Raw genomic sequence first — 19,843 nt, forward strand, 5'->3', positions numbered from 1 at the left:
GCGGTTCGGGCTGGAGCCGCGCTTCACCACAGGTACTCCACACATACTAGGGTGTGCACTATGGGTGAGTTAGACGCAAAGGCGGGCCGCACAGTGTGTGGCTCGCCTTTGGCGCGCACGGAGGAACTCATCGCAGACTATGCCGAGCACCTGAGGCTCGTGCTTGGCCGCTCCGAGGCAACCATTCGCTCCTACTCATCGGATCTCCAGCTCTTTGCCCAGGAGTATCCCACCCTCGGCGAATTCGAGCTGGGCAATCTTCGCGCATGGCTGGGCGAGCAAGTGCGCGCCGGGGCGGCGCGCACCACGATGGCCCGCAGGATCGCTGCGGCAAAAGGGTTCGGCGCCTGGTTGGTGGCGCAGGGCTACTTGGAGGTCAACCCGGCCGCGCGCCTGGCGGCACCCAAGGTGGGAAGGCCGCTCCCTAAGGTGGTGGCACAAAGCCAGATGGCTGAGGTGATTGATTCCCCAGCCTCACGCACTGAGGAAACCTTTGTCCGGGATCGGGCAATCCTTGAACTCTTGTACGCAACAGGCATCCGAGTGTCTGAGCTTTGTGGCATCAATGTCGCGGACCTGGACCTCAAGCGCAATACCGTGCGGGTGCGTGGTAAGGGCAACAAACAGCGGGTTGTTCCTTTCGGTGAACCTGCTGCGCGCGCCCTTCAAACCCTGCTTCAATCGCGTCCCGCTGCCGCGGGACCGGAGGAGCCTGTGTTCTGCGGGGTGCGCGGTGGCCGCATCGGACCGCGGCAAGTCCGCAAGATTGTTGCGGAAGCAGGGGACCTGCACGGCGTCGAAACGCTCGGGCCGCACGGGCTGCGCCACAGCGCGGCCACCCACATGCTCGACGGGGGAGCGGACCTGCGTGTGGTTCAGGAACTGCTCGGGCACTCCTCGCTGCAGACCACGCAGATCTACACGCATGTGAGCATCGCTGGGCTCACGGAGGCATACAAGCAGGCGCATCCGCGCGCGTAGGCCTGTGGCAGCGTTATGTGTGCAGTGGTTTGAGGCGGATGATCGGGGGTTTCAGCAACCCCAATGGATTGCGGTAGGAATCGGGGCCGTCGCGCACGCCCCAGTGCAGCCCAGGGTAGCCATCGGTGGAGTGCCCCAATGTGCCAATGAGCTGGCCTTGCGTTACTTCCTCGCCGGCGGCCACACGTGCGTGCACCGGTTGGTAGGTGGTGCGAAGCCCATCAGGGTGATCAATAGACACCACTGGCGTGCCAGCCACAACACCAGCAAACGCGACCACGCCCTCCTTTGCGGCAAAAATCGGCGCCCCAACCGCGGCCAGTAAGTCCACGCCCCTGTGCCCCGGAAGCCAGTTCGGCGTGGGGGCGTCGTACGCCCTCAACACCCCATGCACCCGCTCGCTGATGGAGATTGGATGAACGTAGGCCCGTGCGGCGGGGATTGATGTGAGGAGGGTGAGGATGATGCATAGCAACACAAGGAGCAGGCGTGCGGGACGCCGGGGGAGAGAAGAGTTCATACCTGCTTAGACTGCGGTGGCGGTGACGTCGGTTCCCTTTCCGCTTCGTGCCAGCTCGCACCGAGTTTTGGATTCGGTTTCGGGGGCGGCTTTGTGATAGCATTTTTCGCTGGCAGTGGCTCCATGCGTGTGTTGCATGTGAGGTGCTGACTTCGCGCGGTCGCATCGCCTTTGCAAAAACCTCGGTCTAGCTTGGGTTTTTGAAGGCACTTGGTGCAAGACATGGTCCCGCGTCACCTTGCTTGAAAGGTGGCACTATGCGGGTGTTTTGCCAAGATATGCGGCAGCTAGGGCACAGGGAAAACCTGGGCATGAACATCAACCGAAACTACAAGTACAGAAAGGGAGCACCTCATGGCAGTTGTTACCATGCGCGAGCTTCTCGACTCTGGTGTGCACTTTGGCCACCAGACCCGCCGTTGGAACCCAAAGATGCGTCGTTTCATCTTGACCGACCGCAACGGCATCTACATCATCGATCTTCAGCAGACCCTGACCTACATCGATGAGGCATACGAGTTCGTTAAGGAGACCGTTGCTCACGGCGGCTCCATCCTCTACGTTGGCACCAAGAAGCAGGCTCAGGAAGCAGTTGCAACCGAAGCTCAGCGCGTTGGCATGCCTTACGTGAACCACCGTTGGCTCGGCGGCATGCTCACCAACTTCCAGACCGTTTCCAAGCGTCTGCACCGCCTGAAGGAACTCCAGGCAATGGAGGAAGCAGAGAACGGCTACGAAGGCCGCACCAAGAAGGAAATCCTCCTGCTCAACCGCGAGCGCACCAAGCTCGAGCGCGTTCTCGGTGGCATCTCCGAGATGAGCAAGGTTCCTTCCGCTCTGTGGATCGTGGACACCAACAAGGAGCACATCGCTGTTGCTGAGGCGCACAAGCTGAACATCCCAGTGGTTGCCATCCTGGACACCAACTGCGACCCAGACGTTGTGAACTTCCCAGTTCCAGGCAACGATGACGCAATCCGCTCCATCGACGTGCTCACCCGCGTGATCTCCTCCGCAGTCATCGAGGGCAAGAAGGCCCGCGAAGAGCGCGCACTCGCCGCTGCGAAGGAAGCTGCTGGCGACGCCAACAAGGAGACCGCTGAGGTAGCAGCCAAGGTTGAGGCTCCTGCAGAGGAAGCCGCTGAGAATGCTGAGGTTGCCGCAAAGGTTGAGGCACCTGCAGAGCAGGCTTAAACTGCTCTCGAAGCATCACGCAACGAACCAACACTAGATTTTAAGGATCAACATGGCGAACTACACCGCTGCAGACGTCAAGAAGCTGCGCGAAGTCACCGGCTCCGGCATGCTGGACTGCAAGAAGGCTCTCGAGGAGACCGGCGGCGACTTTGACAAGGCCGTTGAGGTACTGCGCATCAAGGGTGCCAAGGACGTGGGCAAGCGCGCAGAGCGCAACGCAACCGAGGGTCTGATTGCCGTTTCCGGCAACACCATGGTGGAGATCAACTCCGAGACCGACTTCGTGGCAAAGAATGCAGAGTTCAAGGACTTCGCACAGAAGGTTGCCGACGCAGCCGCTGCTGTGAAGGCCAACTCCGCTGAAGAGCTCGCCGCTGCTGACGTTGACGGCAAGCCAGCCGCTGAGGCAATCCAGGAGCTCTCCGCCAAGATCGGTGAGAAGCTCGAGCTGCGCCGCGCAGTGACCCTGGAGGGTGAGAACCTCTCCGTGTACCTGCACCAGCGCTCCGCCGACCTGCCACCAGCAGTGGGCGTGCTCGTTGCATACACCGGCACCGGTGAAGCCGCTGAGGCTGCAGCACACGCTGCCGCTATGCAGGTTGCCGCACTCAAGGCTGCATACCTGACCCGCGAGGACGTTCCTGCAGAGATCGTTGCCAAGGAGCGCGAGATCGCAGAGCAGATCACCCGCGAAGAGGGCAAGCCAGAGCAGGCTATCCCCAAGATCGTGGAAGGCCGTCTCCAGGGCTTCTACAAGGACGTTGTGCTCCTCGAGCAGGCATCCGTTGCAGACTCCAAGAAGACCGTCAAGCAGCTCGCTGACGAGGCCGGCATCACCATCACCGGCTTCTCCCGCTTCGAGGTTGGCCAGCACTAATACCGTGCTTGGCTCACAAGGCGCCCAAGGGAAATGTACACCCTGGGCGCCTTTTTGTATGCCTTCTAGCCGGACCCGGCGGGGCACATGCAAAGTGTGTGAGCGCGGTGCGGTAGAATGGCAGGGATTGTGCCGCGCCACAAAAGCGGTACAGGCGGAACCGGCACAGGCACTTGATGAGTACAGAATTGCTAGAGAGTTGCTAGAGAAGTGCCAGGGAGTTACCGCAGCACACCGGATATGTACGGTCTTCATACCGAGGAAGGAACACCATAATGGCACGCACCGCATACAAACGAGTGATGCTCAAGCTCGGAGGTGAAATGTTCGGCGGTGGATCCGTTGGCATTGATCCGGACGTGGTGCAAAACGTGGCTCGCCAAATTGCCTCCGTGGCGCGCACGGGAGCTGAGATCGCAGTGGTGATCGGTGGCGGTAACTTCTTCCGCGGCGCCCAGCTTCAACAGCGTGGCCTGGACCGCAACCGCTCGGACTACATGGGCATGCTCGGCACGGTGATGAACTGCCTGGCACTCCAAGACTTCTTGGAGCAGGAAGGCATTGATTCCCGCGTGCAAACCGCGATCAACATGGCGCAGGTTGCGGAACCATATCTGCCGCTTCGGGCAAAGCGTCACCTGGAAAAGGGCCGCGTTGTTATCTTTGGTGCCGGCATGGGCATGCCTTACTTCTCCACTGACACCACCGCAGCGCAGCGCGCCCTGGAAATTGATTGTGAGGTGCTGCTCATGGCGAAGGCCGTGGACGGTGTGTACTCCGATGATCCACGCACCAACCCAGACGCCGAGCTGTTTGCAGAGATCACCCCGCGGGAGGTTATCGAGCGCGGCCTCAAGGTTGCAGACGCCACCGCGTTCAGCCTCTGCATGGACAACTCCATGCCAATCCTGGTGTTCAATCTGCTCACCGAAGGCAACATTGCCCGCGCGGTTGCCGGTGAGCGTATCGGAACCCTTGTGCAATCCTGATACCCTAATACCACCCCAAAATCACCCTGAAAACACTGAGATCAGAAAGTAGCCTGCTGTGATTGACGAGATCCTGCTCGAGTCCGAAGACCACATGAACACCTCCGTGGAACGCACCCGCGAGGAACTGGTGAACATTCGTACCGGACGAGCCAACCCCGCCATGTTCAACGGCGTGATCGCTGACTACTACGGTGTGCCAACCCCCATCACCCAGATGGCAACCATTTCCGTGCCCGAGGCGCGCATGTTGCTCATCAAGCCCTACGAGCAGTCCATGATGGGTGAAATTGAAAACGCCATTCGCAATTCCGACCTCGGTGTGAACCCCACCAACGACGGCCAGGTGCTGCGCGTCACCATCCCGCAGCTCACCGAGGAGCGCCGCAAGGAACTGGTGAAGGTTGCCAAGGCGAAGGGCGAGGAAGGCAAGATCGCCATCCGCAACGTGCGCCGCAAGGGCATGGAAGGCCTGAAGAAGATCCAAAAGGACGGCGACGCCGGCGAGGACGAGGTGCAGGCAGCCGAAAAGGAACTGGACAAGGTCACCGCGAAATACGTTGCGATGGTCGATGAGGTCGTCTCCAAGAAGGAAGGCGAATTGATGGAGGTGTAACCCACACCTTCCTCACACATCGCTGTATCAGGGCACCCGCGAGCTGGAAGCAGGTGCCCTGCAATTACGTTGTCCACAAGGAGCCCCTCACATGGAGCAGCACCAAAAAAGTCACCACTTACCGAAACCACGCAATAGTGCTGGCCGTGACCTCAAAGCTGCAATCACCACAGGCCTGATCCTCGGCGCACTGGTGTTGCTCGCCGTGTTCACCCTCCCCATCGGCTGGTACCTGATCGTCGCCTGCGCAATCGCGGTAGCCACCTGGGAAGTACACGCCAGGCTCAATGAAAAAGGCTACCTTGTGCAGCGCTGGCTCCTCATCATCGCAGGCCAAGCAATGCTGTGGATGAGCTGGCCCTTCCAGACCAAAGGCCTGGTTTCGGCGTATGTGGTTGCGGTGCTCGTGACCATGTTCGGCAGGCTGTTCCACCACGGGCGGAATACCCCGCCGAAGAACTACCTTCGAGACACCGCGGTGAGCATCTTCGTACTCACTTGGATCCCCCTGTTCGGCAGCTTTGCCGCCATGCTCTCCCGGCTGGAAACGGAATCCGCCTCGCCGGCAATGTTCATCATCACCTTCATGCTGTGCGTGATTGCCTCAGATACGGGCGGCTATATTGCCGGGGTGATGTTTGGCAAGCGCCCTTTGGCACCCGCTGTGAGCCCCAAAAAGAGCTGGGAAGGCTTCGCCGGCAGCGTCTTTTTTGGCATGCTTACCGGCTCGATCGCCGTAACCTTCCTGCTGGGAATCCACTGGTGGATCGGCGCACTGCTCGGGCTGTGCCTCGTGGTGTGCGCAACATTGGGAGACCTCGTGGAATCCCAATTCAAGCGTGAGCTTGGCATCAAGGATATGTCCAACATCCTGCCAGGCCACGGCGGCCTCATGGACCGCCTCGACGGCATGCTGCCCGCCGCGATGGTGACCTGGCTGCTGCTCAGCTCTGTGATGAACCTCTAGTGATGAACCTCTAGCGCTCTAGCGCTTGTTCGCCTTCTTAATCTGGCGGCGCAACTGGTACATGCGCACAATGCCCACCATCGCCATGATGAGCGCGCCCAAAATCGCGGCGAGCAAGAAACCCACACCGGCTGGAACTGTAAAGGCCCACGCAAACAAGGTGAGTTCCACCTGCTGCTGGTTCTGCAAAATGAACACCAGCAAAGCGATGAGCAGCAGTGCGCCCACAATCAGGGCAACCCACGTGCCGCCGGCAAAACTGGACTTCACTTTCGGCTCGGTTGAAGCAGCGGGAACGGCGGGCTCCTGGACTGCCGGAACGGTTGAGGCCTGGAAGTCTGGGTGGGTCTGGTCTGCAAAATCAGCGTTCTGATTGTTTGTCATAGCAACCATTGTGGCCTATTTTGGCAAAAACGTGAAAAGATACAGATATTATGGCTACTCCCGTTACCCTGAACTTTTCCTCCCCGCGCAAGGCGATGCCGCCCACGCACTTCGCGGACCTCGACCAAAACGCGCGCATCGAAGCCCTCGCTGAGCTGGGTCTGCCCAAATTCCGTGCGAACCAAGTTGCCCGCCACTAATACGGCCGTTTGGAAGCCGATCCAAGCACCATGACGGACCTCCCGGCTGACGCGCGCGAAAGTGTGAAGCAGGCGCTGTTTCCAACCCTGATGACCCCGGTGCGCACGGTGGAAACGGACGAAGGCGAAACACAAAAGACACTGTGGCGCCTACACGACGGCACCCTGCTGGAATCCGTCCTCATGCGTTACCCCAACCGCGCAACGCTGTGTATTTCCTCCCAGGCGGGCTGCGGCATGGCCTGCCCATTCTGCGCCACCGGCCAGGGCGGATTGGACCGCAACCTCTCCACCGCGGAAATTGTGGATCAGGTGCGCGAGGCCTCCGCAACCATGGCCGCGGAAGGCGGCAGGCTTTCCAACATCGTGTTCATGGGCATGGGGGAGCCGCTGGCCAACTACAAGCGCGTGGTCAGCGCCGTCCGGCAGATCACCCAGCCGATCCCGGAGGGTTTTGGTATCTCGCAGCGCAACGTCACCGTGTCCACGGTGGGTTTGGCGCCGGCGATCAGGAAGCTTGCCGACGAAGACCTCTCAGTGACCCTCGCGGTTTCCCTCCATACCCCAGATGATGAGTTGCGTGACACGCTGGTGCCCGTCAACAATCGCTGGTCCGTGGCCGAGGTGCTCGATGCCGCCGCGTACTACGCCGACCGCTCCGGGCGCCGAGTGAGCATCGAGTACGCCCTCATCCGGGATGTGAATGACCACGGCTGGCGCGCTGACATGTTGGGCAAGAAGCTGCACAAGGCACTTGGCTCACGCGTCCACGTGAACCTCATTCCGCTCAACCCGACCCCGGGTTCCAAGTGGGATGCATCGCCAAAGCCCCAGCAGGACGAGTTTGTTCGCCGGGTCATCGCCCAGGGCGTTCCCTGCACGGTTCGCGATACCAAGGGCCAGGAGATCGCAGCGGCTTGCGGTCAGCTCGCCGCTGAGGAGCAGTAACCTCGCGGTGCTGAGGTGTTAAGGGGTGGACTTCACACTAGGAAATGCAAAAGCCGCGGCACCGATTTTCTCATCAGGTGCCGCGGCTTTGAGCGTATGTTGAAGCGTTATGCCTCGAGGTTGCGCAGGTGTGCTACGCGCTGGGGCTCGATGTTCAGGGCGCGCAGTTGGGAGTCGGAAAGCTCTGCGTATGGGCCGGTTGCGGTTGCCTGCAGGTAGGTCCAGTCTGGTTCCTTGTGGCCCATTGGCTTGTTGTGGGCGGTCACGGTGCGAACCTGCTTGCCCTGCGGCTTGAACAGTTGCACGAGCAGGCCAAGGGCAATCAGCGCTGCGAAGGTGAACAGGTAGATGGTCTCAACGTGGCCCTGGTGGTTGCCAAAGTTGTAGGCAAGCAGGAACGCAACGGAAATCCAACCAGCAATCTGGATGGCGTGCTGTCCGATGTCGTGCCAGCCCCATGCAGCCGAGGGCTCGTCAAGGGTGGACACGCCATTGTGGACCTCAGGTGCGATTGCGTGGGAACCGGCCACGATGTTCTCCTTCATTCAGGACGTGCGCCACGGGGAGGGCGCAAAACAAGTTCAGAGTCGTCCTATATTTTTGCATAATCAGCAGCGTGAAGCGAGCAGGTCACGCCTGGAGCGCGTGACTTTATTCACCATCTGCCAACCTCAATGGCGTTTCAGGGGTATAAGGGCCAAATGTTCAAACGAAAGTTGGTACACGCTCGGGGGTAGCGTGCGAATGCAAATGGTCCGGTTGCGTGGCGCATAATGGAGCGGTGAACAAGCGCATCCTTCTCCTCGGCAGCACCGGCAGCATTGGCACCCAGGCACTGGAGGTGATCGCCGACAATCCGGAAACGTTTACCGTGGTTGGCATCGCCGCAGGCGGCGCCAACCCGGAGCTGATTGTGCAGCAAGCCCAAGCCCTGGGCCTGCCCGCCGGGGCCGTGGCGGTGGCGAGTGCTGAGGCGGCGGGCTTCGTCGGCAATGCTTTGGGGGGCGCGGTGCTGCGCGATGCCGCGGCGTTGGTGCGTGAAGTTGAGGCAGACGTTGTGCTCAACGCCCTCGTGGGGTCTATGGGGCTTGGTGCCACCATGGCAGCACTGGAGACTGGTGCCACGCTGGCGCTGGCGAACAAGGAGTCCCTGGTTGCAGGTGGTCGGCTGGTCACTCAGGCGGCGCGCTCGGGGCAGCTTGTGCCGGTGGATTCCGAGCACTCGGCGATGGCGCAATGTTTGCTGGCCGGGCAGCGCGGCGAGGTGGCGCGGTTCGTTCTCACGGCCTCCGGCGGGCCGTTCCGAGGCTGGGACCGGCAAAAGATGTGGGATGTCACGCCGGAGCAAGCGGCGGCACACCCGACGTGGTCCATGGGGCAGATGAACACCTTGAACTCGGCGACGCTCGTGAACAAGGGGCTGGAGCTCATCGAGGCGAGCCTGTTGTTCGATGTCCCGGCTGAGGATATTGACGTGGTGGTCCATCCGCAGTCGATCGTGCATTCCATGGTGACCTTCAACGACGGCTGCACCATCGCGCAAGCATCCCCGCCATCCATGAAACTGCCGATTTCCCTGGCGCTGGATTGGCCAAACCGCGTGCCTGGCGCGCAGCCTGCGCTGGACTTTAGTACCGCCTCCACCTGGGAGTTTGAGCCCCTGGACGATGTGGCCTTCCCCGCGGTGCGCCTGGCGCGGCAGGTGGCTCAAGCCGGTGGAACGTTCCCTGCGGTCTACAATGCGGCAAATGAGCAGGCAGCGGAGGCATTCCTCGCGCGCCAGATTCACTTCCCGCGGATCGTGGATGTGGTGGAGCAGACCCTTGAGCAGGCTTCACAGTTTGCTGGTGTAGTGTCCAGCATCGAAGAGGTGCTTGAGCACGAGCAGCGTGCGCGTGCCACCGCGGATGCGTTGCTTGCCGCGCTGCGCCGGTAGTTCGAGAAGTTTGTGTTGTAGCTCCAGTTCGGATGGTTCGTTTTGCTTTCATATTTGTTGGGCGTAGCCCTGTTTGCGTTGGGTATCGCGCTGACCATTGGGCTGCATGAATGGGGCCACTATTCTGCCGCGCGCGCCTGCGGGATGAAGGTGCGCAGGTTCTTCGTAGGCTTTGGCCCCACGGTGTTTTCTTGGCGCAAGAATGGCATTGAGTATGGCCTGAAAGCCGTCCCGCTGGGCGGGTTCTGTGACATTGCGGGCATGACCGCCCAAGACCCGCTCACCCCGGAAGAAGAACCCGTGGCCATGTGGAAGAAGCCCGCCTGGCAGCGGATTGTGGTGCTGCTCGGCGGTGTGGTGATGAACGTGCTGGTAGCGCTCGTGGTGCTGTACGGCTCCGCAATTGCCTGGGGGCTGCCCAATAACAACGTGGACACCACAGCGGTGGTCGGGGAAATGGCCTGCACACCGGCGCGCCAGATCGACGCACAAACCTTGAGCACCTGTGAGGGGCAAGGTCCGGCGCAGCGAGCAGGCATCCAGGTGGGGGACCGGATTCTGGCTGCCGACGCCACCCCGCTTGCCAGCTTCGTGGAACTCCGAGACTACGTGTGGACTAAACCGGGCCAGACGGTGGAACTCACCGTGGAGCGCAATGGCACCCAGATGCAGATCCCCGTTGAGGTGGCCCAAGTGGAGCGCCTCGACGCCACCGGTGCGCCCGTGCAGGTTGGTGCAATTGGTGTGACCCAGGCCCCGCTGCAAGACGTGTACCTGGAATACAACGCGCTCACCGCAGTTGGCGGCACCCTGAACTTTGCCAAAGACATGACCGCGGCAACGGTCCAAGGGCTCGTCCAATTCCCAGCGATGCTTCCTGGCGTAGTGCAGTCCATCATCGGCGGTGAGCGCGATGAACAGGGCCCGATGAGTGTGGTCGGCGCCTCCCGCGTGGGTGGTGAGCTCGTGGAGCGCAGCATGTGGCCGATGTTCTTCCTCATGCTGGCAAGCCTCAACTTGTTCCTGGCGCTGTTCAACCTGATCCCATTGCCGCCGCTGGACGGCGGGCACATCGCGGTGGTGCTCTATGAGAAGCTTCGCGACGCCCTGCGGCGCCTGCGCGGGCTGGGACCTGCTGGGCCTGCGGATTACACCAAACTCACCCCGCTCACCATGGCGGTAGCCGGCGTGTTGCTGGCGGTGGGTGTGCTCGTGATCGTGGCAGACGTGGTCAATCCGATCCGCCTATTTGGGTGATAGACTCTCAGCATTACGCCACCTACTTACGCATGTATGCGAGTTTGAACAGGAGTGCTCCTACAGTGACGCAACAGATCGGTTTGGGAATGCCAGAGGCACCGCTTCCAACCTTGGCCCCGCGGCGCAAGACTCGCCAGCTCATGGTGGGCAATGTGGGCGTGGGATCTGACTTCCCGGTGTCTGTGCAATCCATGACCACCACCAAGACCCACGATGTGAACGCAACGCTTCAGCAGATCGCGCAACTCACCGCCGCTGGCTGTGACATCGTGCGCGTGGCGTGCCCTAAGACCGTGGACGCGGAAGCGCTGCCGATGATCGCGAAGAAGTCGCCCATCCCCGTGATCGCGGACATTCACTTCCAGCCCAAATACATCTTTGCCGCGATTGACGCCGGCTGTGCCGCAGTGCGCGTGAATCCCGGCAATATCAAGGAGTTCGACGGCCGCGTGAAAGAGGTGGCCAAGGCCGCGGGTGATGCCGGTATCCCAATCCGCATCGGCGTGAACGCCGGCTCGCTGGACCGCCGCATCATGGAGAAGTACGGCAAGGCCACCCCGGAGGCCCTGGTGGAGTCCGCGATGTGGGAGGCTTCCCTCTTTGAGGAGCACGGCTTTGGTGACATCAAGATTTCTGTCAAGCACAATGACCCCGTGATCATGGTGGAGGCTTACCGTCAGTTGGCCGCTCAGACGGACTACCCGCTGCACCTGGGCGTTACCGAGGCTGGTCCCGCTTTCCAGGGCACCATTAAGTCCTCCGTGGCCTTCGGAGCGCTGCTTGCAGAAGGTATCGGCGATACCATCCGCGTCTCACTCTCCGCAGACCCCAAAGAGGAAGTCAAGGTAGGTGACCAGATTTTGCAGTCGCTGAATCTGCGTGAGCGCGGCCTGGAAATTGTGAGCTGCCCATCCTGCGGCCGCGCGCAGGTGGATGTGTACACCCTGGCGGAGGAAGTTACCGCCGCGCTGGAGGGCATGGATGTGCCGTTGCGCGTGGCTGTGATGGGTTGTGTGGTCAATGGTCCAGGCGAGGCGCGCGATGCTGACCTCGGTGTGGCCTCCGGCAACGGCAAGGGGCAGATCTTTGTGAAAGGTGAGGTCATCAAGACCGTGCCGGAATCCCAGATCGTGGAAACCCTCATCGAGGAGGCAATGCGCCTGGCTGAGGAGCAGGGCCTCGAGATCAAAGAGGGCGCTGGCCCAACGGTAAAGGTCACCAAATAGGCGCATGGCCCGGCGTTGTGTGCGCAGTTCCCTGTGAGCTAGGTGTTAGCCTGTGGTGCATGAGAGCCTCCCAAGCCGTGATCCTGGCGGCCGCATTCGGCGCTTCCGCCTTGGTTGCCTGCACGCCCAAGCCGGCGTCGGTAGAGCCCGTGGTGGAGGCCTTCCTGCAGCAAGTCGCCGAGCAGGACTTTTCGGGGGCGGCGGAGCTTACGGATCAGGCCTCGAGTGTGGCGTCACTTTTGGAGACCATATGGGGTTCCTTGCAGGCAGAGGGGCTGCGCGCTGAGCTGCGTGAGGTGGAAACGAGGGAGTCGATTGCTACGGCAACCTACGATCTTTCCTGGGATCTTCCGCGTGAACGCAGCTTTGCCTACCAGGCGCAGATGACATTGAACCGGATCAACGGGGAGTGGCTCATCCGTTGGCAGCCCAGCGCCCTGCACCCCAAACTGGGTGCGAATCAACACATGGAATTGCGTTCGGTGCCGGCGGCCAAAGCGTCGGTGGTGAGTTCCGATGGCGCGGAGATCTTGAGCCCCGGCACAGTCACGCGCGTGCTCGTGGATACCGAGAAGATGGGGGATCCCCGGCAGCTTGCCACGCAGCTCGCGGGGGCAATCAATGCGGCTCGGGCTGAGCGAGAGGGCGTCACCGCGATTGATGCGGCCCAGCTTGCGGACAACCTGGAGCAGGCACAGGGCAGGTACTCGGTTGCCACGGTGGACCAGCAGGCGGCCCAGGTGCTGCAGGAGCAGTTCGCCCAGGTAGCGGAGGTGGTGTTCAACGAAGAAGCAGCGATGGTCACCCCGAACCCCGACTTCGCGCCGGACATCACCTCGAGAATCGCCACCCTGGTGGGAGAAGACCTGGAGGGCCAAAACGGTTGGCGCATTTCAGCCGTGACCCCAGACGGGGCCGCGATTGATGACCTGGAATACCACGCGGCACAGGTGGCGCCCGCGGTGCGCGTGAGCTTGGACTACAACGTGCAGCGCGCTGCGGAGGAGGCCGTGAACACCCGCCCAGAGATGGAAGCGGTGCTCGTGGCCATCCGCCCCTCTAACGGGGATATCTTGGCGGTGGCGCAGACAAAGAAGGCCGATGCCCAGGGCGATATTGGCCTGCAGGGCCTGTACCCTCCGGGCTCCACGTTCAAGATCATTACCGCCGCGGCAGGTATCCAAGACCAGGGTCTGGACTCTTCATCCATTGTTCCGTGCCCCGGCACGATGAACATTTTTGGGCGCGTGGTCACCAACGACAACGGATTTTCTTTAGGCAACACCTCCTTGCAGCAGGCCTTCGCGCGTTCCTGCAACACCACGTTTGCGGACATTTCCACCCAACTGGAGTTGGGACAGCTCAAGGAGATTGGCAGCGAGTTCGGGATCGGCGTGGACTACGAGGTCCCGGGGCTGAACACCATCACCGGCCAGATCCCGGAAGGGGAAACGCCGCTGGCAAAGACTGAGGCCGGCTACGGCCAGGGTGAAGTGCTGGTATCTCCTTTTGGCATGGCGCTGGTTTCCGCAACTGCAGCCGCTGGGAAAACACCGCTTCCAACGTTGGTTTCCGGCCACGAGACCAAGGCGAACACCACCCCCAAGACCCCGGACCCACGCACCATCGAGCAGTTGCGCTCCCTCATGGAGGCAGTGACCGGCCCCGGCGGCACCGCGGGAGGCATGCAGGCAGCCGGGGTGATCCGCGGCAAGACGGGTGAGGCCGAAATCAACCAGGGCTCGCACGCCTGGTTCACCGGATACCGCGAGGATGACATCGCCTTTGCCACCCTCGTGGTGCTCGGTGGGGGCTCCGAACACGCCGTAGCCATCACGGACCGCTTCTTCCTACGCTTGGACGAACTGCGGGCCAACCCCAACCCCAACCCAGGCGCTGATCCAGCTTAATTAGCGCCCTTGGCCGTGGGGGCAACTGAAGCGCTACCATAGTGCTCATGCCTGAACACAGCGGAAGCAGCAAGAGCAGCAAGCGCAAGCCTTTGGTTCCTGGAACCCCAACCCCCATTCGTACCGTGCCGGAGAGCATTCCTCGGCCGGAATACGCGTGGAAAAAAGTGGTGCATGAGGCAATGGGGGAGCCGTTCGTGCAGACCCCGGAGACGATCGAGGCGATGCGTGAAGCCAGCAAGATCGCCGCGAATGCCCTGGCTGAGGCCGGCCGCGCTGTGGCCCCCGGTGTGACCACCGATGAGTTGGACCGGATCGCGCACGAGTACATGCTCGACCACGGCGCCTACCCTTCCTGCCTTGGGTATCGCGGTTACCCAAAGTCTGTGTGCACCAGCCTCAACGAAATCGTGTGCCATGGCATCCCGGACACCACGGTGATTCAGGACGGCGACATTGTGAACATCGACGTCACCGCCTACAAAAACGGCGTCCACGGTGACACGAACGCCACCTTCCTCGCGGGCGCGGTCTCCGAAGAACACCGCCTGCTGGTGGAGCGCACCAAGGAAGCTACGATGCGTGGGATTCGCGCCGCCAAGCCGGGGCGTGAAATCAACGTGATTGGGCGCGTGATCGAAAGCTACGCCAAGCGCTTCGGCTACTCCGTGGTCACTGACTTCACCGGCCATGGCATTGGCACCACCTTCCACAACGGACTGGTGGTGCTGCACTACGATTCCAACACCTACACGGATGTCCTGGAACCCGGCATGACCCTGACCGTGGAGCCGATGCTCAACCTCGGCGGCCTGGATTACACTATCTGGGACGACGGCTGGACCGTGCAAAACACCGACTTCAGCTTCTCTGCGCAGTTCGAGCACACCATTGTGATCACCGAGGACGGCAACGAGATCCTCACCATCCCGGACGAGGGCATCTAACATCAAAGGCCAGGCGATGAACGCGTTTCTTGTAGCCGGGTGCACTTCCGACGCCGGCAAGTCCGTAGTCGTGGCAGGTTTGTGCCGGGCGTTCGCGCGCCGCGGGGTCAAGGTGGCGCCGTTCAAGGCGCAAAACATGTCCAACAACTCTGTGGTGACCCCGGATGGTGGGGAAATCGGGCGCGCCCAAGCACTGCAGGCCCTGGCCTGCGGGCTGGAGCCAAGCACCAGGTTCAACCCAATTCTGCTTAAGCCCGGTTCGGACAGAACCTCGCAGCTCGTGGTACATGGCAAGGCCACCGGAAACGTGAGCGCCAGGAACTACATTGAGCACCGAGCGCATTTGCGCGAGGTTGCTGCTGAGGCGTTGGCCGGTTTGCGTCGGGAATTTGACCTTGTGATCTGCGAGGGTGCGGGCTCGCCTGCGGAAATAAACCTGCGGGAGACGGACGTCGCGAATTTTGGGTTGGCGCAGGCTGCTGACCTGCCCGTGTATTTGGTGGGTGACATCGACCGCGGGGGAGTGCTCGCGCATTTCTACGGCACGCATCAGATTGTCAGCGCCGAGGACCGAGCGCGGATCAAGGGATTTGTGGTGAACAAGTTCCGCGGCGATGCCTCCATTTTGCAGCCAGGGCTGGAAGACCTCGCCCGCCGGACCGGTGTGGAAACGCTCGCGGTGCTGCCGTTCATCGAGGGCCTGTGGGTAGATGCTGAAGACTCGCTGCAAAGCAGCGTAGGGGCAACAGTGGGGCCGTCGGGACCGGGTATGGCGCCGGTTGCTCGGCGGGGCTTGAGTGTTGCCGCGGTGCGCCTGCCCAGGGTGTCCAACGCTACCGACGTTGAGGCGTTGGCCTGCGAACCTGGAGTGCATGTGCGTTGGACGGACAATCCCAACGACCTGATGAACGCGGACCTGGTGGTGCTTCCCGGCAGCAAGGCAACGGTGAGCGACCTCGCCTGGCTGCGTTCCCGCGGCCTAGATCAGGTGATTGTCTCCCGGACACTGCCCACGCTGGGCATTTGCGGCGGCTACCAAATGATGTGCCGGGAGATTGTGGACCCGCAAGGTGTGGAAGCGCCCAGTTCGGAGCCAGTTCTGGGGCTAGGGATTTTCGATGCTCGCATTGAGTTCCAGGAGGAGAAAACACTCATCCGCCACAGCAATGGCGCCTATGAAGTACACCACGGGCAGGTGGTAGATCACCGAGAGCAGCCCTGGATCGGTGATGAAGGCAGCCAGCGCGGGGTGTTCTTTGGCACCCACCGTCACGGGCAACTTGAGCACGATGCCTTCCGCAAACAATGGCTCCGCCAGATCGCCCCTGATGGGTTTGAGCCGAGCTCCAGCCCCAATGCCAGCTTCCACGGCGAGCGCCTGCGTCAACTGGACTTGATCGCGGACACCATTGAGCAGCACTGGGACCTAGACGCTCTGCTTGCTAGCCTCGCTTGAGCTGTGGCGGTGGGTTGCTCCCGTCCCAATACCTGCGACCGCGGCGCACACCGCCGCAATGAGGATCGCCCACGCCACCAGCCGCAAACTCAGGGCGCTAATCACCCCAAGCGCCAGCACGAAGTAGCCGGCAACATGCACCCCCACCAGGAACGCGGCGACCGCGGCGAGCCACACCCGAGCGCGTACCGACGCCACCAGCGCCACACTGGCGCCGGCAAGGCTCGTGGCGGCAACGCCGATCATCAGGAGGTTCGGCTGCCGATTGATTGCCAGCCAGGTGGCCGCCAGGGTGGCGGCCACGGTCACGCCCACCACAGCCGCGGCGCTACGGTTGGGCAGCAACAGCAGGCCACCGCAGAAACTGAAGACCACAGCGATAGGCATGGCCTGGGTGATCGCCTGCAATGCCGTCTCCTGCACCACCTGGGCGGAGCTTTGGGTGGCGATGGCAAGGATCATCCCCACCACAAGCACTGTGAGCCCGCCGAGAGCACTCGATGCTTGGCCCACGCGGGCGCGAAGCTGCTGGGTGTCATAAATGCGCCAACGGCGCAGCCACAGCAGGCAACTGCCGGCGCTGCACGCCACTGCCGCGGCGAGGAGGACGGCGTAGGGGGCGTCGCTACGCATCACCTGGTTGCACAGCACCGCTAGGCAGATGAAGGTGGCGGTGGACACCCCGAGGGTGCCCGCCCGCCAAGGGTAGGGGTGGTGCGGCATTAGAATTCGAGGCCCAACAGGGCGTTTTCCGTGACCTCGGGCAGCGCAGGGTGGATCCAATATTGGTTGGTGGCCAACTCCTGGGCGCCAATGTCAAAATTCATTGCCGTGATGATCTGCTGGACCAAGGACGGCGCCTCTGGGCCGATGTAGTGTGCGCCCAGAATCTTGCCGGTGCTGCGATCCGCGATGATCTTGGCAAAGCCGGTGGTGTCTTCCATTGCCCAGCCGTAGGCAACATCGCCGTAGTTTTGGATCTTCACCGTGATGTCCAAGCCCTGGGCTCGTGCCTCGCGCTCGGTGAGTCCCACGAAGCCGATCGGAGGGATGGTGAACACCCCGGCGGGCACAAAGGTGTGGGGGAGTTCTTGGAGGTCCGCGGGGTCGGTGACGTCAAGGTTGTGGCGGATTGCGCGCATCTCGGCGTTTGCCACATGCTTGAGCTTGTAGGGGGAGGAGATGTCGCCGAGCGCCCACACGCCTGGGGCAGTGGTGCGGCCGTACTTGTCCACCACCACGTCTTGCCCCTGCATCTCAATGCCGCCCAATGCAAGGTCCATCTGGTCGCCGTTTGGGATGCGGCCGGTGGCCACAAGCAGCACTTCTGATGTGACCGTGGTGGCGTCATCAAGCGTGACCGTTACCCCGTGCTCGTCCTCGCTGGCGGCGGTGACTACCCGGCCCAGGTGTGTGGTGATCTTTTCGCTGGTGAGCTCGGTGATGCGCGCGGAGATGTCGTCGTCGAGCGTGCGCATGAGGCGATCCGAGCGGTTGATCAGCGTGACCTTGGTGCCAAAGGCCTCGAAGACGTGCGCGAATTCCAGGGCCACGTAGCCGCCGCCCAGGACCGTCATGGATTTCGGCAGGGTATCCAGACGCATGATGGTCTCATTGGTGTGGTACGTCACCTGAGAGTCTGCGATGACCTCCGGGATGTGCGGGCGAGCCCCAGCCGCGAGCACAATCTGTTCCCCACTGATGACCATCGCCTGATCGCCCTGGCCGGTGGCGATGGTGCGTTGCGCAACAAAGCGCGCCGGGGCGTCAAACACCTCAATGTTTGGGGTCTTCGGCCCGCGGCGGTACTCCTCGCCGCCGGAGGCGATGAGGTCAATGCGCTGGTCGAACACCCGCTCCCGGATGGAAGGCCAATCCACACCCTGGAATTGGGCGTGCACCCCGTAGCGACCGGCAGTTTTCACCATGTGCGCAACCTCAGCGGCGTACACGTACATCTTTGTGGGGATGCAGCCCACGTTCAGGCAGGTCCCGCCGAAGCGGCCAGGCTCCACAATCGCAATGGACTTGTGGTGGTTGTGGGGGCCCGGGATCGAGTTGCCGGAGCCCGAGCCGATAATGATGAGGTCAAAGTGCTTGTCTGCATGCGGTGCTGCGCTCATTGGGGGAGTCCTTTTTGGGGGTTGTTGGGTTCTGGGGCGGTAGCTGCTAGCCAGCGGTCAAGGTGCGCGAACGCCTGGCGTAGCGGCTCGGGATCGGAAAGGAATACGTCGTGCCCGGCGTTGCGGATTGCCTCTACGCGGACGCTGTGGCTCAGCATTGGGCTGCGGGACCGGATTTGCAGGGTGTCCAAGACGGCGTCACCGTGGGTGTGCGGGGTGGCGCTGTTGGTGGTTTTGGAGTCAATGGAGCGGTCTGAGCACAACGTGAGTACCGGTACCTCGCAATCCACTGCGCCGCGGTGAATGCCCTCTTGCGCCAAGATCACGCTGCGCAGCCAGCCAAAGTACTTCTTATGCCCACCCAGGGGCTTCAAGGTGAGGTCATACTCCCACTGGCCCTGGTGGTCTTTGTGTAGCGAGCGGCCATAAAACTCTGACCTGCCAATGGGAAGCAGGCGCCCAGGGTTGCGCTTGCCCACGGAGAGCACCACGGGGATGGAGGCACGCACGCCGAGGGTTGGGCCGTGCATGTCCAGCCACGGGCTGTTGAGCACCAAGGAGGGAATGTGTGCATGGAGTTCAGGCCGATGTTCGCGCAGCCACGCCACCCAGCGGGCAGCAATGAGACCGCCGGTGGAGTGTCCGATGGGTACCACGGTGGGATGGGTGGCGAGGATGATTTCCAGCGCCTGGGTGAGCTCCTCAAAGTACACATCGACGTCCGCGGTGTAGTGCCACAATTGCCCCTCGCGGTGGGCTCGGCCGCAGCGGCGCAGGTCAATGCCGTAGGTGGCGTAACCAAGCGCGTGAAGGTGCTCGGCAACGTGAGTGTGGAAGAAGTAATCCGTCATGCCGTGGATCCACAGCACTGCAGGTGCATCCAGGGCCGCGGGACGGTGGCGAACCAATACCGCCCGGGCGGCGCTGGGCTCGGTGAGCGGTCCAAGGTCTTGCGGAGAAGTGCGAAGCTCCAAGGTGGTGCACGCGTAATCTGCACCCAGGATGTCTGGCCTCCAGGTGAGGTTGTGATCAGCGAGGTCCATGAAGGACATGCTAGTCGGCTTCAGGGGAGCAGTCCGACGTCCACCGCACCAGCGCACAGCCTTGTGCGGAATCTCAGCCTGAGAGTTCAGTAAGTGGGGGTGGCGGTAGGGGGTGGGGATGCTCGCGAGAATGCTTGGAATACTGGGTATTTGGGGGAGGGGAGGTGAATTCTGTGTACTGGGAAAATGAAATCGGCGTAAAGTGAACCGTTGTGAATTTTGTTTTCCCGTCACTCCCCATCGGGTGCATGGCAGCCTGTGTT

At 61.8% G+C, this 19,843-nt stretch carries 18 protein-coding genes and 1 pseudogene; 13 read left to right on the forward strand and 6 right to left on the reverse strand.

Features of this window, described 5'->3' with window-relative positions:
• The first annotated feature begins 60 nt into the window (after positions 1 to 60).
• Complete coding sequence (locus NQ018_RS01130; RefSeq protein WP_257057669.1) at positions 61 to 981, forward strand: tyrosine recombinase XerC; 921 nt, start codon at positions 61 to 63, stop codon at positions 979 to 981.
• A 13-nt stretch (positions 982 to 994) separates the two neighbouring features.
• Here NQ018_RS01130 and NQ018_RS01135 read toward each other — a convergent pair whose 3' ends face one another.
• The gene (locus tag NQ018_RS01135) at positions 995 to 1,501 is read right to left on the reverse strand and encodes a M23 family metallopeptidase (protein ID WP_257057671.1); all 507 of its coding nucleotides are present in this window, start codon (positions 1,499 to 1,501) and stop codon (positions 995 to 997) included.
• A 354-nt stretch (positions 1,502 to 1,855) separates the two neighbouring features.
• On the opposite strand from NQ018_RS01135, the gene rpsB reads away from it, so the two are divergent.
• The 5 genes from rpsB to NQ018_RS01160 all read left to right on the forward strand — a co-directional run bounded on the left by rpsB (position 1,856) and on the right by NQ018_RS01160 (position 6,147).
• Entirely contained in the window at positions 1,856 to 2,695 is an 840-nt protein-coding gene (rpsB, locus tag NQ018_RS01140) for a 30S ribosomal protein S2 (RefSeq protein WP_257037274.1), read from the forward strand.
• Between the two features lie 52 nt (positions 2,696 to 2,747).
• Positions 2,748 to 3,575 (forward strand): translation elongation factor Ts, encoded by an 828-nt coding sequence (gene tsf, locus NQ018_RS01145; protein ID WP_257037273.1) that lies wholly within the window; start codon positions 2,748 to 2,750, stop codon positions 3,573 to 3,575.
• A 275-nt stretch (positions 3,576 to 3,850) separates the two neighbouring features.
• A complete protein-coding gene (gene pyrH / locus NQ018_RS01150; protein ID WP_257037272.1) occupies positions 3,851 to 4,564 on the forward strand; it encodes a UMP kinase in 714 nt (237 codons plus the stop codon).
• A gap of 58 nt (positions 4,565 to 4,622) precedes the next feature.
• Complete coding sequence (gene frr, locus NQ018_RS01155; RefSeq protein WP_257037271.1) at positions 4,623 to 5,180, forward strand: ribosome recycling factor; 558 nt, start codon at positions 4,623 to 4,625, stop codon at positions 5,178 to 5,180.
• 91 nt (positions 5,181 to 5,271) lie between these two features.
• Positions 5,272 to 6,147, forward strand: a complete 876-nt coding sequence (locus tag NQ018_RS01160; protein WP_257057673.1) for a phosphatidate cytidylyltransferase — start codon at positions 5,272 to 5,274, stop codon at positions 6,145 to 6,147.
• Positions 6,148 to 6,165: 18 nt separating this feature from the next.
• Here the strand turns inward: NQ018_RS01160 and NQ018_RS01165 are convergent, their stop codons facing one another.
• The gene (locus NQ018_RS01165) at positions 6,166 to 6,531 is read right to left on the reverse strand and encodes a LapA family protein (RefSeq protein WP_373566868.1); all 366 of its coding nucleotides are present in this window, start codon (positions 6,529 to 6,531) and stop codon (positions 6,166 to 6,168) included.
• A 50-nt stretch (positions 6,532 to 6,581) separates the two neighbouring features.
• Between NQ018_RS01165 and rlmN the strand changes: the two are divergent.
• Positions 6,582 to 7,679: pseudogene (rlmN, locus tag NQ018_RS01170) on the forward strand (dual-specificity RNA methyltransferase RlmN).
• Between the two features lie 107 nt (positions 7,680 to 7,786).
• Here rlmN and NQ018_RS01175 read toward each other — a convergent pair.
• Positions 7,787 to 8,212 carry a DUF2631 domain-containing protein gene (locus NQ018_RS01175; protein WP_257057903.1) on the reverse strand — a complete coding sequence of 142 codons (426 nt, stop codon included), beginning with the start codon at positions 8,210 to 8,212 and terminating at the stop codon, positions 7,787 to 7,789.
• Positions 8,213 to 8,460: 248 nt separating this feature from the next.
• Between NQ018_RS01175 and dxr the strand changes: the two genes are divergently transcribed.
• The 6 genes from dxr to NQ018_RS01205 are packed head-to-tail and all read left to right on the forward strand — an operon-like array spanning position 8,461 to position 16,414.
• Positions 8,461 to 9,615 (forward strand): 1-deoxy-D-xylulose-5-phosphate reductoisomerase, encoded by a 1,155-nt coding sequence (gene dxr, locus NQ018_RS01180; protein ID WP_257037356.1) that lies wholly within the window; start codon positions 8,461 to 8,463, stop codon positions 9,613 to 9,615.
• Positions 9,616 to 9,657: 42 nt separating this feature from the next.
• Positions 9,658 to 10,872 (forward strand): M50 family metallopeptidase, encoded by a 1,215-nt coding sequence (locus NQ018_RS01185; protein WP_257057677.1) that lies wholly within the window; start codon positions 9,658 to 9,660, stop codon positions 10,870 to 10,872.
• 32 nt (positions 10,873 to 10,904) lie between these two features.
• Entirely contained in the window at positions 10,905 to 12,101 is a 1,197-nt protein-coding gene (gene ispG, locus NQ018_RS01190; protein ID WP_257037264.1) for a flavodoxin-dependent (E)-4-hydroxy-3-methylbut-2-enyl-diphosphate synthase, read from the forward strand.
• Positions 12,102 to 12,160: 59 nt separating this feature from the next.
• The gene (locus tag NQ018_RS01195) at positions 12,161 to 14,011 is read left to right on the forward strand and encodes a penicillin-binding transpeptidase domain-containing protein (RefSeq protein WP_257057678.1); all 1,851 of its coding nucleotides are present in this window, start codon (positions 12,161 to 12,163) and stop codon (positions 14,009 to 14,011) included.
• 47 nt (positions 14,012 to 14,058) lie between these two features.
• Positions 14,059 to 14,958 carry a type I methionyl aminopeptidase gene (gene map, locus NQ018_RS01200; RefSeq protein WP_257057679.1) on the forward strand — a complete coding sequence of 300 codons (900 nt, stop codon included), beginning with the start codon at positions 14,059 to 14,061 and terminating at the stop codon, positions 14,956 to 14,958.
• 16 nt (positions 14,959 to 14,974) lie between these two features.
• Positions 14,975 to 16,414: a cobyric acid synthase gene (locus NQ018_RS01205; protein ID WP_257057680.1), complete on the forward strand. Its 1,440-nt coding sequence runs from the start codon at positions 14,975 to 14,977 to the stop codon at positions 16,412 to 16,414.
• Here the strand turns inward: NQ018_RS01205 and NQ018_RS01210 are convergent.
• The 3 genes from NQ018_RS01210 to NQ018_RS01220 are packed head-to-tail and all read right to left on the reverse strand — an operon-like array spanning position 16,385 to position 19,580.
• Positions 16,385 to 17,137 carry a hypothetical protein gene (locus tag NQ018_RS01210; RefSeq protein WP_257057681.1) on the reverse strand — a complete coding sequence of 251 codons (753 nt, stop codon included), beginning with the start codon at positions 17,135 to 17,137 and terminating at the stop codon, positions 16,385 to 16,387. The two genes, NQ018_RS01205 and NQ018_RS01210, sit on opposite strands and share 30 nt — an antisense overlap.
• A complete protein-coding gene (gene mtr, locus NQ018_RS01215; RefSeq protein WP_257057682.1) occupies positions 17,137 to 18,537 on the reverse strand; it encodes a mycothione reductase in 1,401 nt (466 codons plus the stop codon). Before mtr ends, NQ018_RS01210 begins: the two co-directional genes overlap by 1 nt.
• Positions 18,534 to 19,580, reverse strand: coding sequence for an alpha/beta hydrolase (locus NQ018_RS01220; RefSeq protein ID WP_257057683.1), 1,047 nt, complete (start codon positions 19,578 to 19,580; stop codon positions 18,534 to 18,536). The genes mtr and NQ018_RS01220 overlap by 4 nt, the downstream gene beginning before the upstream one ends.
• Between the last annotated feature and the right edge of the window lie 263 nt (positions 19,581 to 19,843).

The organism is Corynebacterium kozikiae, from assembly GCF_024580965.1.
GTDB classification, from domain to species: Bacteria; Actinomycetota; Actinomycetes; order Mycobacteriales; family Mycobacteriaceae; genus Corynebacterium; species Corynebacterium kozikiae.

What these genes read in the sequence shown, in the direction of transcription:
- map (WP_257057679.1), top strand. Translation starts at nt 14,059, where the DNA reads ATGCCTGAACACAGCGGAAGCAGCAAGAGCAGCAAGCGCAAGCCTTTG.
- pyrH (WP_257037272.1), top strand. Translation starts at nt 3,851, where the DNA reads ATGGCACGCACCGCATACAAACGAGTGATGCTCAAGCTCGGAGGTGAA.
- NQ018_RS01135 (WP_257057671.1), bottom strand. Translation starts at nt 1,501, where the DNA reads ATGAACTCTTCTCTCCCCCGGCGTCCCGCACGCCTGCTCCTTGTGTTG.
- NQ018_RS01195 (WP_257057678.1), top strand. Translation starts at nt 12,161, where the DNA reads ATGAGAGCCTCCCAAGCCGTGATCCTGGCGGCCGCATTCGGCGCTTCC.
- tsf (WP_257037273.1), top strand. Translation starts at nt 2,748, where the DNA reads ATGGCGAACTACACCGCTGCAGACGTCAAGAAGCTGCGCGAAGTCACC.
- NQ018_RS01165 (WP_373566868.1), bottom strand. Translation starts at nt 6,531, where the DNA reads ATGACAAACAATCAGAACGCTGATTTTGCAGACCAGACCCACCCAGAC.
- mtr (WP_257057682.1), bottom strand. Translation starts at nt 18,537, where the DNA reads ATGAGCGCAGCACCGCATGCAGACAAGCACTTTGACCTCATCATTATC.
- rpsB (WP_257037274.1), top strand. Translation starts at nt 1,856, where the DNA reads ATGGCAGTTGTTACCATGCGCGAGCTTCTCGACTCTGGTGTGCACTTT.
- NQ018_RS01210 (WP_257057681.1), bottom strand. Translation starts at nt 17,137, where the DNA reads ATGCCGCACCACCCCTACCCTTGGCGGGCGGGCACCCTCGGGGTGTCC.
- ispG (WP_257037264.1), top strand. Translation starts at nt 10,905, where the DNA reads ATGTATGCGAGTTTGAACAGGAGTGCTCCTACAGTGACGCAACAGATC.
- NQ018_RS01220 (WP_257057683.1), bottom strand. Translation starts at nt 19,580, where the DNA reads ATGGACCTCGCTGATCACAACCTCACCTGGAGGCCAGACATCCTGGGT.
- NQ018_RS01130 (WP_257057669.1), top strand. Translation starts at nt 61, where the DNA reads ATGGGTGAGTTAGACGCAAAGGCGGGCCGCACAGTGTGTGGCTCGCCT.
- NQ018_RS01160 (WP_257057673.1), top strand. Translation starts at nt 5,272, where the DNA reads ATGGAGCAGCACCAAAAAAGTCACCACTTACCGAAACCACGCAATAGT.
- NQ018_RS01205 (WP_257057680.1), top strand. Translation starts at nt 14,975, where the DNA reads ATGAACGCGTTTCTTGTAGCCGGGTGCACTTCCGACGCCGGCAAGTCC.